Raw genomic sequence first — 13,414 nt, 5'->3', positions numbered from 1 at the left:
TATTCGGCCAGAACTCCGCGCTGAACTGGTGGAGTTTGCCGCTGGCGAGCAACGCTCCCTGGGCAATCTGGGAGCGATTCTCCTGGAATGGGGCTACGAGCAGCTTAAAGCGGCTGGCTCGACGGAGCGCTTGCTGCGGAGGGGAAATCATTCCAAAGGGGCTACCCAACAACGGGATACTGCCTGGATAGTGAAAAGGGGGTGAGCTATGGGCGAATGGAAAGTACCGCTTAGTTTGCGCGTCCGCCAAGAACTGCGAGCGGGACTGGAGGAATTTGCTGAGCGGGAAAAGCGCGTGCTCGGCAACCTTGGGGTGCTGTTGGTGGAGTGGGGCTTCGAGCAGCTCAAGGTTGCTGGCTCAACGGACCGCTTGCTTCAGTGCGGCATTCGGCTGACGGGAACTACCCCCACCGCAACCGGGGGACTTCCGGGCAACAAAAAGAAGGAGGTGAGTCGTGGGTGACTGGAAAGCACAAATCAGTGTGCGGGTCCGGCAAGCCTTACGCGCCGAACTTGAGGAGATTGCCGCCCGGGAGCACCGGAAACTCGGCAATCTCACGGAGTTGCTGATCGAGTGGAGTTCCAAGCACCTTAAGGAAGCTGGCTGCACGGAGGAGTTACTGCGGTCCGAGATTCGGCTGCGGGATGATCTGGCGAGGCTGCGCCCGGCGATCCACGCGCCGAAGGGGAAGTGAGCAATGGACTGGTCCAGGGTGCCGCTCTGCGTATCCATACGCGAAAGCCTGCTCAAGGAGATCGAGGCGTTTGCCGCAGGGGAGCGGAAACAGTCCAAGGAGATCGTGGAATTGATCCTGGAATGGAGCGTGGTGCGGCTCCGGGAGGCAGGCTCAGTCAACCAGCTGCTGCGCTACCGGATTCGACCGCCGGAGGGTCCCTTGAGCGGTCCCCGGAGACCTTCAGTACCGCGCTGAAACCAGCCCGTAGCGAGCACGGGCATGATTAGAAGAGACCTTTCCGTCCCATGCAGCACTGCCCACCCCCGTGTCGTCCCCGGCCACCGTGATGCCATACGGAACCTCCTGCGAAAAGTTTTATTAAAGAGCGACACATTTTCCTTTTTCGCCGCTGATTAGGTAGATAGAGGAGTTGTTCTCGACTCATTTTCCTGCGAGGAGCGTCGCTTCATTAGAAAACGACATTTGGTCTCCATGAACCTTCCAACCTCCCATATCGAGCAGATTACCGTCCTGGGCTACACGGAATCCGAGGCGCGCTTCCTCTATATCGTCGCCACCCACTCGGGCTACTTCACCATGCGTCAGTTCCTCGCCTTTGCTGGTGCCCGCCGGGGGAAGCGTACTACCACGTTCACGCTGAAGCTTCTGAAACACGCGCACGCCACCGTTCGCGATTACATGGGCACCGGTTCGATTTTTCATCTCTTTTCCCGGACCATCTACAAGCCCATCGAAAAGGATAACTTCCGCAACCGCCGCCGGCATTCCTTTGATTACATCCGCACGCGCCTCGTGCTCCTGGACTTTATCCTGGAGAACCCCGAATATGACTTCCTCGAAACCGAGCAAGAAAAGGTTCATTTCTTCTGCGACTCTCTGTGTGTCCCCAAAGAGGCTCTTCCGGCCAAGGTTTATGAAGGCCTTCCCGGAAGCCACCCGACAATCCGGTTTTTTGTCGACAAGTTTCCTCTCTTTCTGGCTCCCCCATTCCCAGGTCTCCCGCCTGTGGTCACATTCACCTATGTCGACCACGGCTGCGCCAGCCTCACGAACTTCACCTCGCATCTCGGCGCTTACCAGTCCCTGTTCCGCCACTTGCAATCCTTCCGCTTTCTTTACATAGCCCCGAGGTTGACCCAATTTGGCCACGCCGAGGCCAGTTTTCGGAACGCCATCAAACGGCCCATCGAAGCCGACGTTTCGAGTGAGATCTTCCGCTACTTCGAAATCCGGCGCAAATGGGAGAGCCACAAATACATCGTCCCGGTAACCGAAGATTTCGAGTTTCTGGCGGAAGCCCGCCGCAGGTTTCGCGGCGAGCGCTTCGAAGAGCTATATCGGGACTGGTATGCCAGGCGGCTTGATGAACGGCAGTTGCGAATTGAGTTCTCGCAACCCATCCCGGACCGGACGGTGTTCTTCGATACCTATCTCGTAGGCAACGAACACACGCCTCTCGACGACAGACTTATATCGCGGGTGAACATGCATGAAAACTAGACCGCACTACCCCATTCACAGTTCCGTTCACCGCCGCGGTGAACGGAACTTAACCAAAATACGAAGGTTGCGCCGAGCGCGGCAGTTGCAATTGGTCACCGGCAAGACACCCATCGGGGCTGGAGCGACCCCAAAATCTTGCCACCGAAACCGTGGCGGTCGCTCCAGCCCCGACAGAAATTTCATAGATTTCCTGTTTACACAGCGGAACAACGATGCAACTCAATCTGCATGACGGCCTGCTACGCAGGCCCACAGGGGAGGAGGGAGAACGACATGCCGCTTCTGAGAACACCCGCGAAACAGCTTAGGAACGCAACCATACAAGTGCGCGTCGAGGAAGATGTCAACTTTAAGCTCCGAAAGTATGCGGAGTTCATTGACGGCTCGCCGGCATACGTCGTTGCAGAGGCACTGAAGCTCCTCTTCAATAAGGATGACGAGTTCCTTGCATGGTTAACCCAACATTCAGACAAGCCCAGTTCATTACTTCAAGAAAAGGCGCATGGAGCAAAACGACCTGGAGGTCATGAGCCAGACAAATTGTTCTAGCGCAGGCTATTCATACAAGCGGACAAGGAACGATCCGCTGAGGTTGGACTATCCAGCGAATACAAGGAGCCCGGAACCAGAGATGCCAGTCTCAACACAACCCGACCATACGGCGCATGCCGAGCGGCATTACGCCGTTACGGAACTCGCCGAAATGTGGAACCTGAGCGCTGATAAAATCCGTGACCTTTTCGACAGCGAGCCTGGTGTGCTTGTGATTGGGGAGAGAAGTCCTCGAGGGAAGAGACGATATCGTACGTTGCGAATTCCGCAGACGGTTGTGGAGCGAGTATACATGCGCCTATCCTTGAAAGGTGCAGCAAGGTAGGAAAGAAGAAATGCTGACGATTTATCGCCGTCATCGAAAGAACTGCAAACAACGAGCGAAAGGCCGGAAACACCGACACTGCCAGTGTCCCATTTGGGTTGATGGCGTACTCGCCGGGAAAGATATGCGCGAGTCCTTGAAGCTCCGCGACTGGCAGCGTGCCCAAGAAATGATTCGTGAATGGGAGGCCGAAGACCGCCGCACATCGCGGCCCGAACGAAAGAGCGTGGAGGATGCATGGAAAGAATTTCTTGCTGATGTAGAAGCTCGAAAACTACACCAGTCTACGGTCCGAAAGTACAAATTGCTAAAACGGCAAATGGAAACGTATGGGCAGGGGCACGGGTTGCATTTTCTGGACGAATTCGACTTACCCTCAGTGAGCCAGTTTCGTTCGGGGTGGAAAGACGGCCCGCGTTCAAGCGCGAAGAAACTCGAACGTCTCCGGGCATTCTTTCGGTTCGCCCAGAAGCGGAAGTGGATGCCAGAGAATCCGGCCACCGATTTGAAAGCTCCGAAAATCACTCTCTGCCCCACGATGCCATATACTCGCACAGAGATGCTGCGCATTCTGGCAGCCGTCGACAAATATAAGGATGAATTCCCCGAACGCGGTTCGGAAAACGCCCGGCGGATGCGCGCGTTAGTTTTGCTGCTTCGCTACAGCGGCATGAGAATCGGTGACGCGGTCAGCCTGACGAGCGACCGGATTGAAGGAAACAAACTCTTCCTATACACCCAGAAGACCGGTGTCCCTGTGAACACAATTCTCCCTGACTTCTTGCTCAAAGCGTTGGACACAAGCCCGAAAGTCACAGAGAAACACTTCTTTTGGGACGGTACGCTGAACCTGGAAACAATTGTTGGTAGTTGGAGGAAGAGGTTATCTAAGCTCTTTGAACTGGCAAAGGTAGAACGCGCTCACCCGCATCGATTCCGAGATACATTCGCCGTTGAGCTATTGCTCGCTGGTGTGCCGATTGAGCGGGTTTCGATCTTGCTTGGGCATCAAAGCGTCCGCATTACGGAAAAGCACTACGCACCTTGGGTGCGTTCGCGGCAGGAACAATTAGAAGCGGATCTGACCAATGCGTGGCGCCGAGACCCGGTCATCGCTTTTGAAACTCAGGGTACACGCGGGGTACACGGGAAAAACCGTCGCCTTAACTGACTCATTCTATTGCTGAAAGCTTGGAGGCGCGGGTGGGATTCGAACCCACGAATGGAGGTTTTGCAGACCTCTCCCTTGGGCCACTTGGGTACCGCGCCAAACTTTTCCAGTATAGCGAAATCTGCCGAACCTGTCAGGGCCGGCAAGGTCTGCGCTGGAAAAAGCCGTCGAAGGAAAGGCCGGAACCCACACGGGCATCGCTCACTCGATCGGAGCGAACCGCGCTATTCCGTTTCCGCGGTCGTGCCCACCTGCGCTTCGCGCAGGAAGCGCGCCGCTTCCTCGGGTGGCGTGGGATTGATGTAGAAGCCCGTGCCCCACTCGAAGCCCGCGATTTTGGTCAGCTTGGGGATGATCTCGATGTGCCAGTGATAGTGATCGTTGATCTCTTCGCCGATCGGCGAGGTGTGGATCATGAGGTTGTAAGCCGGGTGGTCGAGCACCGCATCCAGGCGCATCAGGACGTCCTTGGTCATACGCGCCAGCGCCGAATACATGGAACTCTGGTTGTTTTCGAACGACGAGCCGTGCACCCGCGGCAGGATCCACATCTCGAAGGGAAAGCGCGGGGCATAGGGCGCCAGGGCGATGAAATGCTCGTTCTCACTGATCACCCGTACCCCGGTATCCTGTTCCTGGCGGATGATGTCGCAGAAGATGCAGCGCTCTTTCTCGTGATAGTAGTGCCAGCAGCTGTCCACTTCCTCGCGCACCTGCTTGGGCACGATGGGCAGGGCGATCAGCTGCGAATGCGGGTGTTCCAGCGTGGCCCCAGCCGCTTCCCCGTGATTCTTGAAGATCAACACGTAGCGGAAGCGCCGGTCGTTCTTGAGATCCAGCATGCGGTCGCGGTAGGCCCAGAAGACGTCTTCGATGGTGCGTTCGGGCAGTGTGGCCAGCGAGGCGCCGTGCTCCGGCGACTCTACGATCACTTCGTGCGCCCCGATTCCGTTCATCTTGTCGAACAGGCCTTCGCCCTCTTTATCCATCTCGCCTTCGATGCCCAGTGCGGGAAACTTGTTAGGCACCACGCGGATCGTCCAGCCGGGTGTGTTGGCCCCGCCGCCGTTGCGGCCATAGACCAGCAGCTCCGGCGGGGTCTTGGCTTCGCTTCCGTAGCAGAACGGGCAATTCCCCTTGCCGTGTGGGATGACGCTCTCCCGCACGAAGTTCGTGGGGCGCTTGCCGCGATCCGTCGAAATGATTACCCACCGCCCGGTGATCGGATCTTTTCTCAGCTCAGGCAATCCATTCCTCCTCGAGCGCCAAGAGTCCCGGGGCCATGGAGAGGGCCCCGTATTCCTGAATTGTACCCCTTCCCGGGAGAATGTGAACCCCGCTCCCCACACGCCCTGTCCAATTCGCCCCTCTTCTGGAATTCCGGCGCAAATCCCAGGAAGTTGAATCCGCGCGGCCTCCTTCTGGGGGATTCCACGCTCCTGCGGCAACTATCGGCGTCCTGTCGCGCTAGGAGTGCGCGGGGAAGGCGTCCTTGTGCAGGCGCACCACCGGCGCGCGGCCAGGATGGTTCTCGATAGCCAGAACGTCAAAGCGCACCGCGGTCTCCGCCACGCGGCGCGCCGCCAGAAAAACCTGCGCCGTGCGCACCAGGTGCCGGCGCTTCTCCCGCGTCACGCTCATCTCCGGCAGCCCCGGCTGCCCCGCGCGCACCGTGCGCGTGCGTACTTCCACGAAGGCCAGCGCCGCTCCGTCGTAGCCGATCAGGTCGATTTCGCCCTTCACGCCCGGCGGCTGGTAGTTGCGCGCCACGAAGACGTAGCCGTGGCGCCGCAAATACCAGTAGGCGTAGGTCTCCCCGCGGATTCCCGTCTGCCGCGCCTGTTCTTTCCGGTCGCCTGCCGCCGCAGATTCTTCGCGCAATCCCTTGCGCGCCGCCCAGTGCACGGCAAGAAACATCGCTCGTGAAAAAAGAGGCATGCCCCACACCCGCTTTTCCGCTCAAGTATAAACAAAAATCCCCTGGCCGCCTTCACTCTTTCTCCGGCGGCCACGGGATTCTTCCTGTTCCGTCTTGCAGGGCTGCCTTTGGTAGTGAGTCATCGTTCCTTTTTAGTGGAGATGGGAGGTTTTATGTCGAACAGTTCCCCGAAAAGCTCCTGCACTTGCTCCTTTGCTGCGGCCAGTGCCTTCCGGCCCGCGGAGGTTGCGCGGTACACGCGCCGAATCCGCCCCTTCTTAATCTCCTTAGAGGACCGCAACCACTTCTTCTCCTCCATCGCGTGCAGAATGGGATAGAGTGTCCCTGGTCCAATCCGGTATCCGTGACGTAAGAGTTCCTCAATCATCTCCAGCCCGAAGATTGAGCCCTCGCATGCGTGGTGGAGGACATGAAGACGTATCAGCCCCGAATAGAGTTCCTGGTAGCCAGTCACTTCCTTCTCTGCATAACGATGCATTCGCTTTGCCGCCTCCCGGCGGAGTTTAGCCGTCACCCAAGCCCGTGCTTCAGTATTCCCAACATGCCAGACCCGATGACTAGCCAGGCGGAATTCATCTGCCGGTAACGGATCAGCAACACGGCACTTCCAAGAGCAAGAACTAGACTGAACCAGTCGATGACCGCCGATCGTGCTAACTGCCATGTCACCAGGGCCATCAGCGCAAGAGAGGCGACGTTCACGCCGTCCAGAATGATTCCGACCGTGCGTGACGCACGAAGCCTCGGCAGCAAAGGCGCACTCGCCGCAACGAACAGAAATGCTGGCAAGAAAATACCTAGAGTCGCTACCAGTGCTCCTGCTGGACCTCGAAGGATATAGCCGACAAATGTCGCGCTTGTGAACACTGGCCCGGGCGTCACTTGCCCTACCGCGACCGCATCGAGGAGTTGCTGCTGTGTCAGCCAATGATGGCGCTCGACAAGGTCGGCGCGAAGGAAGGCCAACAACACATATCCGCTGCCGAAGAGTACAGATCCCATCTTGGCGAAGATCAAGAATATCGGCCATAGGCCAACGGATGCGCCCGTTCCGATGACTGTGGCGGCTCCGGGAAACACCGACTCAACGCCCGGCCATTGCATGAATTTTCGCCGCTTCTCACGGGATGGCTTCAGCCTCGGCCCCAGGGCCAGTAAGCCTCCGAAAACAAGAACCAGCAACTCGTTTACGCCAGCGGCGCTCAACACCAGAGACAGCAGCGCGACTGCCGCGAGCCATTTCGTCTTCACTGCAGAACGGCCTAACTTCCAGAGCGCCTGAAAAACAACAGCGATCACAACTGGTTTCACACCATACAACAGGCCCTCGGCTTGAGGGAGTTTTCCAAAGTGGACGTAGGCCCAGCCTATTAGTGCGACGATGGTTGCCGCCGGGACGATGAAGCACGTGCCCGCAACGATGAGCCCCGGCCAGCCTGCTCTTCGGTGGCCAATGTGAATCGCCATCTCCGTCGAGTTGGGTCCCGGTATGAAGTTCGTGGCGCTCAAGTAATCGAGGAACTCTTGTTCGGTAAGCCAACCGCGGCGACGCACCACCTCTTCTTCCATCATGGCAACGTGGGCGGCGGGACCACCAAAAGCCAATGTTCCGAGCTTTAGGAACAGCAAGCCGAGTTCTGTCAGCGGAGTGGGCTTATCCGTAGCCTCGCTAACGGCCTTAGACACTCGAGTCATGCATTTTTCCTAGGCGTAAATCGACCGACTTTGCGCCCCCGCCGACGATCAGCAGGAAGATCAGACCCAGCAGCATGCAGAAGTCGGTCCGAGCTTCGTGCATCATGTTCCAGAATCCCGACTTGGCGAGCATGGGGATCTTCGTAGTAGCGATGGCAACTGAAATGTTGATGACAAGCGGAATGGAGGCCAGCCGCGTTAATAGGCCGATGATCAGCAACAAACCGCAGACGATTTCGACCACTCCAACGAAGGGAGCGGAGAAGTTCGGTGCAGGAATGCCGATCTTTTCGAACCTGCCAACTCCAAGTGCGGATGGGAAGAGAAACTTCTGAATTCCCTCGGATAGGAAGACCCATCCCACCATCACTCGGATCAAAATCACGGACGACGGAGCGTTCGAGCCGAATAGGGACTGCTTCAAGGACATTTGCCCTCCTGAGCCCATATTGGAATTTAGAGGCGAAGTCCGCGCCTAGTACCTGAGAACATCGCCTTCGTCAGCTTGGATTCGCCATGATCTTCCTTGGTGCCCCAAGTCCAATACAGACCAACGTATGCCACCATATGTGAATCGCCGTGGACGCTATGTCCAGCGCTAAACAGCAAGCTGAAGTTCTGAGTAAAGTTGTAGATCCCGCCGACATTCACGATGTGGCTGTTACCAGTTGCGGCGCTCTCGCGTCCGGGACAAAACCATTCCGCCCCGAGTGTGAATTTCTTGCTGATCTCGCGTTGCACCTGCCATCCGAAGAAGGCATGGTCGCGCATGCCCGGCGCGTGATTGATGATGTAACCCCCTCCACCGTAGCTGGTCCACGGTCCCCAACTCTTTTGAACCCAGATGGGGAGTTTGGCCCACAGTTGCCCGTTTCCCAGGCCGCGCTGGCTATTGCCCGTTGGCAATTCGAGCATTGGAAAGGTCCCAATCTGCGGCCGCGCCCCCTTTTCCTGAATGAACCGGTACTTTGCGCCAAGCTCTACATCCCCAACACCGGAAGTAGTGGGTCCCTGATTCGGAATGAGCAGCGCCATTGGGGCAACAACGTGTAACTGGAGGTTGGGTGCTGCCCCCAGGTTGAATTCGAAAGCCGGAACTGCTGCGCCATATGAATCAAAAGCACGATCCAACGTCGAGAACGTATAGAACTCGTAGTGACGGAAGGGAACCGGTTCCGGATCATCCGTGAAGAATGGAGGACCAGCGTGGGCGCAGGTAGCCGCAAGGCAGATCCACAAAGTCACCAAGACACTACGCTTATACATATCGGACTCCGCTAACGACATCCGATAGTAATACTTCTAGGCCAGAGATAGAAACAAAAATCCCGCGGTCGCCAGCACTCTTCTCCGGCAACCACGGGAATGCCTATTCTTCCTTTGCGCCCCGGCCGCAGCAGCTTGTCGATTATTGATTTGCGTCTTACCTGCCCGCCCTGCCGTAACGAGTGCTGGCCCCTAGCCCCCGGCAATGGCCCCGACGATGAGAAGGGGCTCCGCCCCCGACGCGACCGCTTCGGGCAGCGGGGCGTCCGGCAGCTCATGGGACAGATCCTCCTCGCAGGCAAAGAACCGCAAGAACGGTCGGCGCTGTTGTGTGATGTGCTCGCGGATCGTGCCGCGCAGCATCGGATAGCGGGCCTCGAGCGCGTCCAGGACCGAGCGCTGCGTGGCCGGACCCGCGACCTCGAGCTCCACTTCGCCGCGAACGCGCGCCAGCGCTCGCAGATGTGGCGGGAGCACGACTCGGATCACGGCAGTGTCTGGACCTCGACGGAAAGCACGGCCGGAAGATCCCGGACGATGGGGGCCCAGCTGTCTCCGGCATCTGCCGACGCGTACACCTGCCCGCCGGTGGTGCCGAAATATACGCCGCATTTATCGAGCGAGTCCACGGCCATCGCGTCGCGCAACACGTTGACGTAGCAGTCGCTCTGCGGCAGACCCTTCGTGAGCGCCTCCCATTCGTTTCCTCCCGTGCGGCTGCGGTACACGCGCAGTTTGCCGTCGGGCGGAAAATGCTCCGAGTCGCTCTTGATGGGGACGACGTAGATGGTCTCCGGCTCGTGCGCGTGAACGTCGATCACGAACCCGAAGTCCGTCGGCAGGTTCCCGCTGACCTCGTGCCACGACTCCCCGGCGTTGTCGCTGCGCATGACGTCCCAGTGCTTCTGCATGAACAGCACACCCGGGCGCGAGCGGTGCATCGCGACGTGGTGAACGCAATGCCCCACTTCCGCCGTCGGATTGGGAATGTATTGGGAATACAGCCCCTTGTTGATGGGCTGCCAGGTCTTGCCGCCGTCGTCAGTACGGAACGCGCCCGCGGCCGAGATTGCAATGTAAATGCGCTGGGGATTGCTCGGATCCAGAATGACGGTGTGCAGACACATCCCCCCCGCGCCCGGCTGCCATTTCGGTCCCGTGCCATGGCCGCGCAGCCCGGCGAGTTCTTGCCAGTTCTGCCCTCCATCGGCCGAGCGAAACAACGCGGCATCTTCTACGCCGGCATACACTGTGTCCGGATCGCCGAGCGACGGTTCGAGGTGCCAGACGCGCTTGAACTCCCACGCGTGTTGGGTTCCGTCGTACCACTGATGAGTGGTGAGAGGTTTCCCGGTCCCCGAGGAAGTGTCGTATACGAACTTGTTGCTCTCGCCCTTGGGCATCCCCCCCGGCGCTGTGATCGATTCGCCCGGCGGTGTCCCTGGCTGTATCCAAGTTTTGCCGCCGTCATCGGAGCGCTGAATAATCTGCCCAAACCAGCCGCTGTTCTGCGACGCATACAATCGATTTGGGTTCACAGATGAACCCTTGAGGTGATAGATCTCCCAGCCCGCAAAGTGCGGGCCGCTGACATCCCACCGTTCGCGCTTGCCATCCGCTGTCAGGATGAATGCGCCTTTGCGTGTGCCCACCAGTACGCGTACTTTGCTCATTCCTCTCTCCTTTCAGTGCTTCGCCTATGCGCTCATTCAGACAAATCGAAACTCTCCGTCCGGAACCGCTGATCGTGCTCCTGCTACTGCGCTGCCTGGCCTCGCACAGGAATCAGCGCGCGCACCCGGTCATCGCGCAAGAAAAGCCCGCCCCAGACCAGCACGCCGAGAATGGCTGGGACAAAGAACAATGGATCGCCGACGCGCACGTTCGTGGCGGTGGCCCCGCCAAGATAGCCGGTCAGCAGGATCGCGCCAAGGACGGAGGTGCGCGGAATCACGTAGACGATCGTACAGCCGAGTTCGAGCATCCCGATGACCAGAACGAGGCTTTCCGGATATCCGAAGTGCGCAAATCCCTGTACGACAGGCGCCGGCTTGATCAGTTTTAGTACGCCGCTGAAGAGCAGCAACAGGACCGGCAGGCCGCTCAGCATACGTCCGGCCCAGAGCCTCTTCTTCGAGGCGGGATCCATCTGAGTACCTGGTTGCATGAATGTTTCCTCCCGATGGGGCCAGGTGACCTCCGTTAAAGGTCGCTCGCATGACGGGAGTTAGTGTGCACATCTTACTTGTACAATGCAAGTGACAATATGTTACTGTAAAAATATGCGAAAGAAGAAGCTGAGTCCCAAGCGGCGCTCGGGGTGTCCGCTGAATGCGTCCCTGGAGATGCTGGGCGATCGCTGGTCGTTGCTGATTATCCGCGACATAATGCTGCGGGGCTTCCGGACCTACAAGGAATTCCTCCAGTCCTACGAAGGAATCGCCACGAACATATTGGCAGATCGCCTGCGGAAGCTGGAAGCCCATGGAATCATTACCGCGGAACGAGACTCCTCGGACGCCCGAAAACTGATTTACTTGCTCACCCCGAAAGGAATCGATCTTGCCCCGGTCCTCACGGAAATGGTCCTCTGGGCCGCCGCGCATGAGGAGACCGGGAATCCAGCGCTCGTCCGGCAAATGAAAAAAGACAAAGAGCAATTTCTGGCTGCCGTGCGCCGGCGCTGGACCGAAAAGACCATCCGTTCTACGGCTGGCTGAGTCCGAGCGAAAAGCTTCGCCGGGGGTTCCGCCTGAACGCCTCCCGCTCGGCGGAATCGTCGGAATTTCCGAAATGGCGGCCCGCGGAAAAACAAAAATCCCGCGGCCGCCAGCGCTCTTCTCCGGCAACCACGGGATTTTTCTTGTTCCGTTCTCCGCTGCGGTCTCTGCGCCTCGGCGTTAGAGACTCTTCTCCACTTCGCGGAAGCACTCTTCGAGCGTGCGCACCGCGAAGTCCGCCTGCTCTTCATCGATCAGCAGCGGCGGCGAGAGCCGGAATGTGCACTCCCCGGCGCTCAGGATCAGCAGTCCCTTGCGGAAGGCCAAGTTCACGATCTGCTTGCGCAGATCCGCGGCTTTTTCCTTGGTCTTCTGGTCCCGCACGATCTCCACGCCGATCATCAGCCCGCGCCCGCGCACGTCGCCGACGATCTTGAACTTCTTGGTCCAGTCCGCCATCTTCCCGAACAGGTAATCGCCCATGCGCCGGGCGTTTTCCATGTACCCGCTCTCGACCAGGTCCATGGTGGCCAGCGCCGCCGCGATGCACACGGGATTGCCGCCGAATGTGGTGCCGTGCGAGCCCGGCTGCCAGTTCATCACGCTCTCCCGCGCGATAAAGGCCCCCAGCGGCATTCCGCTGGCGATGCCCTTCGCCGTGGTGATGATGTCCGGCTCGATCCCGGCGTGTTCGTAGGCCCACCACTTCCCGGTGCGTCCGATTCCGGACTGCACTTCGTCCGCGATGAGCATGATTCCGTTCTTCCGGCAGATGCGCTGCAGTTCCTGCAGGAAGGCTTTCGGCGCAGCGATGTATCCGCCCTCGCCCTGGATCGGCTCGATGATGATCGCCGCGACGTCCGCGGGATCGAACAGCCGCTTGAAGATATCGTTTTCGAGCTGCTCGATGATTTCCGTGCCGCAGGTTTCTTTGGTGTGGCCGTGCGCACAGCGGTAGGCGTCCGGATATGGAATATGCTCGATGCCCCCGAGCATGGTGCCGAAGCCCTTGCGCTGCGCCGCTTTCGAGGCCGTCAGCGACAGCGAACCCAGCGTGCGGCCATGGAAGCAGCCGTAGAAGGCGATGATCTTGTCCCGCTTGGTGGTGTAGCGCGCCAGCTTGATGGCGCCCTCCACCGCCTCCGTCCCCGAATTGCCGAAGAAGACCCGCTTCGGCTCCGCGCCGGGCATGGTCTTCACCAGGCGCTCCGCCAGCTGCGGCAAGCACTCATAGAAAAAGTCCGTTCCGGACATGTGAATCAGCTCGGCCGCCTGCTTCTGGATCGCGTCCACCACTTTCGGGTGGCAGTGCCCGGTGGCGCACACGGCGATACCCGCTGCGAAATCGAGAAAGGTATTGCCGTCCACGTCCTCGACGATGGCGCCGCGCCCGCGCTTGGCCACCAACTGGTATTCGCGGGTGTAGGAGGGCGACATGAACTTGCCGTCGTATTCCACGATGCGCTTGGCCTGGGGTCCCGGCAGCGCCGTCACCAGCCGGGGAAGCTTGGATTCCACTGTGGTCTGCATCTCATTCTCCTCTGA

The 13,414-nt window shown here is 58.9% G+C and carries 16 protein-coding genes and 1 tRNA gene; 6 read left to right on the top strand and 11 right to left on the bottom strand.

Annotation, left to right across the window (positions count from 1 at the left end; genetic code table 11):
* Window positions 1–208 precede the first annotated feature (208 nt).
* The 5 genes from LAN61_04825 to LAN61_04805 all read left to right on the top strand — a co-directional run bounded on the left by LAN61_04825 (window position 209) and on the right by LAN61_04805 (window position 4,249).
* Window positions 209–463 carry a hypothetical protein gene (locus LAN61_04825; protein MBZ5539829.1) on the top strand — a complete coding sequence of 85 codons (255 nt, stop codon included), beginning with the start codon at window positions 209–211 and terminating at the stop codon, window positions 461–463.
* Entirely contained in the window at window positions 456–695 is a 240-nt protein-coding gene (locus tag LAN61_04820; GenBank protein MBZ5539828.1) for a hypothetical protein, read from the top strand. The genes LAN61_04825 and LAN61_04820 overlap by 8 nt, the downstream gene beginning before the upstream one ends.
* 474 nt (window positions 696–1,169) lie before the next feature.
* Window positions 1,170–2,198, top strand: a complete 1,029-nt coding sequence (locus LAN61_04815; protein ID MBZ5539827.1) for a hypothetical protein — start codon at window positions 1,170–1,172, stop codon at window positions 2,196–2,198.
* A 276-nt stretch (window positions 2,199–2,474) separates the two neighbouring features.
* Window positions 2,475–2,750 (top strand): hypothetical protein, encoded by a 276-nt coding sequence (locus LAN61_04810; protein MBZ5539826.1) that lies wholly within the window; start codon window positions 2,475–2,477, stop codon window positions 2,748–2,750.
* A gap of 338 nt (window positions 2,751–3,088) precedes the next feature.
* Window positions 3,089–4,249 carry a tyrosine-type recombinase/integrase gene (locus LAN61_04805; GenBank protein MBZ5539825.1) on the top strand — a complete coding sequence of 387 codons (1,161 nt, stop codon included), beginning with the start codon at window positions 3,089–3,091 and terminating at the stop codon, window positions 4,247–4,249.
* A gap of 21 nt (window positions 4,250–4,270) precedes the next feature.
* Here the strand turns inward: LAN61_04805 and LAN61_04800 are convergent.
* The 10 genes from LAN61_04800 to LAN61_04755 form a co-directional block, all read right to left on the bottom strand.
* Window positions 4,271–4,347: transfer RNA gene (locus LAN61_04800), tRNA-Cys, on the bottom strand.
* A gap of 126 nt (window positions 4,348–4,473) precedes the next feature.
* Window positions 4,474–5,496, bottom strand: a complete 1,023-nt coding sequence (gene galT, locus LAN61_04795; GenBank protein MBZ5539824.1) for a galactose-1-phosphate uridylyltransferase — start codon at window positions 5,494–5,496, stop codon at window positions 4,474–4,476.
* A gap of 220 nt (window positions 5,497–5,716) precedes the next feature.
* Window positions 5,717–6,187, bottom strand: a complete 471-nt coding sequence (locus tag LAN61_04790) for a YraN family protein (protein MBZ5539823.1) — start codon at window positions 6,185–6,187, stop codon at window positions 5,717–5,719.
* Between the two features lie 119 nt (window positions 6,188–6,306).
* Entirely contained in the window at window positions 6,307–6,666 is a 360-nt protein-coding gene (locus LAN61_04785; protein MBZ5539822.1) for a PadR family transcriptional regulator, read from the bottom strand.
* A 32-nt stretch (window positions 6,667–6,698) separates the two neighbouring features.
* Window positions 6,699–7,883: a chromate efflux transporter gene (gene chrA, locus LAN61_04780; GenBank protein ID MBZ5539821.1), complete on the bottom strand. Its 1,185-nt coding sequence runs from the start codon at window positions 7,881–7,883 to the stop codon at window positions 6,699–6,701.
* Window positions 7,867–8,313 carry a DoxX family protein gene (locus LAN61_04775; GenBank protein MBZ5539820.1) on the bottom strand — a complete coding sequence of 149 codons (447 nt, stop codon included), beginning with the start codon at window positions 8,311–8,313 and terminating at the stop codon, window positions 7,867–7,869. The genes chrA and LAN61_04775 overlap by 17 nt, the downstream gene beginning before the upstream one ends.
* A gap of 26 nt (window positions 8,314–8,339) precedes the next feature.
* On the bottom strand, window positions 8,340–9,149 hold the full coding sequence (locus tag LAN61_04770; protein MBZ5539819.1) for a transporter: 810 nt from the start codon (window positions 9,147–9,149) through the stop codon (window positions 8,340–8,342).
* A gap of 192 nt (window positions 9,150–9,341) precedes the next feature.
* Window positions 9,342–9,638 (bottom strand): MoaD/ThiS family protein, encoded by a 297-nt coding sequence (locus LAN61_04765; GenBank protein ID MBZ5539818.1) that lies wholly within the window; start codon window positions 9,636–9,638, stop codon window positions 9,342–9,344.
* Window positions 9,635–10,822, bottom strand: a complete 1,188-nt coding sequence (locus LAN61_04760) for an exo-alpha-sialidase (GenBank protein MBZ5539817.1) — start codon at window positions 10,820–10,822, stop codon at window positions 9,635–9,637. The genes LAN61_04765 and LAN61_04760 overlap by 4 nt, the downstream gene beginning before the upstream one ends.
* Window positions 10,823–10,905: 83 nt before the next feature.
* Window positions 10,906–11,316 carry a DoxX family protein gene (locus LAN61_04755; GenBank protein MBZ5539816.1) on the bottom strand — a complete coding sequence of 137 codons (411 nt, stop codon included), beginning with the start codon at window positions 11,314–11,316 and terminating at the stop codon, window positions 10,906–10,908.
* A 115-nt stretch (window positions 11,317–11,431) separates the two neighbouring features.
* On the opposite strand from LAN61_04755, the gene LAN61_04750 reads away from it, so the two are divergent.
* Entirely contained in the window at window positions 11,432–11,869 is a 438-nt protein-coding gene (locus LAN61_04750; GenBank protein ID MBZ5539815.1) for a helix-turn-helix transcriptional regulator, read from the top strand.
* 180 nt (window positions 11,870–12,049) lie between these two features.
* Here the strand turns inward: LAN61_04750 and LAN61_04745 are convergent, their stop codons facing one another.
* Complete coding sequence (locus LAN61_04745) at window positions 12,050–13,399, bottom strand: acetyl ornithine aminotransferase family protein (GenBank protein ID MBZ5539814.1); 1,350 nt, start codon at window positions 13,397–13,399, stop codon at window positions 12,050–12,052.
* Window positions 13,400–13,414 lie beyond the last annotated feature (15 nt).

It is taken from the genome of Terriglobia bacterium (assembly GCA_020072785.1).
Lineage (GTDB): Bacteria > Acidobacteriota > Terriglobia > Acidiferrales > UBA7541 > Acidiferrum.
The sequence above is the reverse complement of the archived record's forward strand: the minus strand, read 5'-3'. Positions and strand labels throughout refer to the sequence as shown.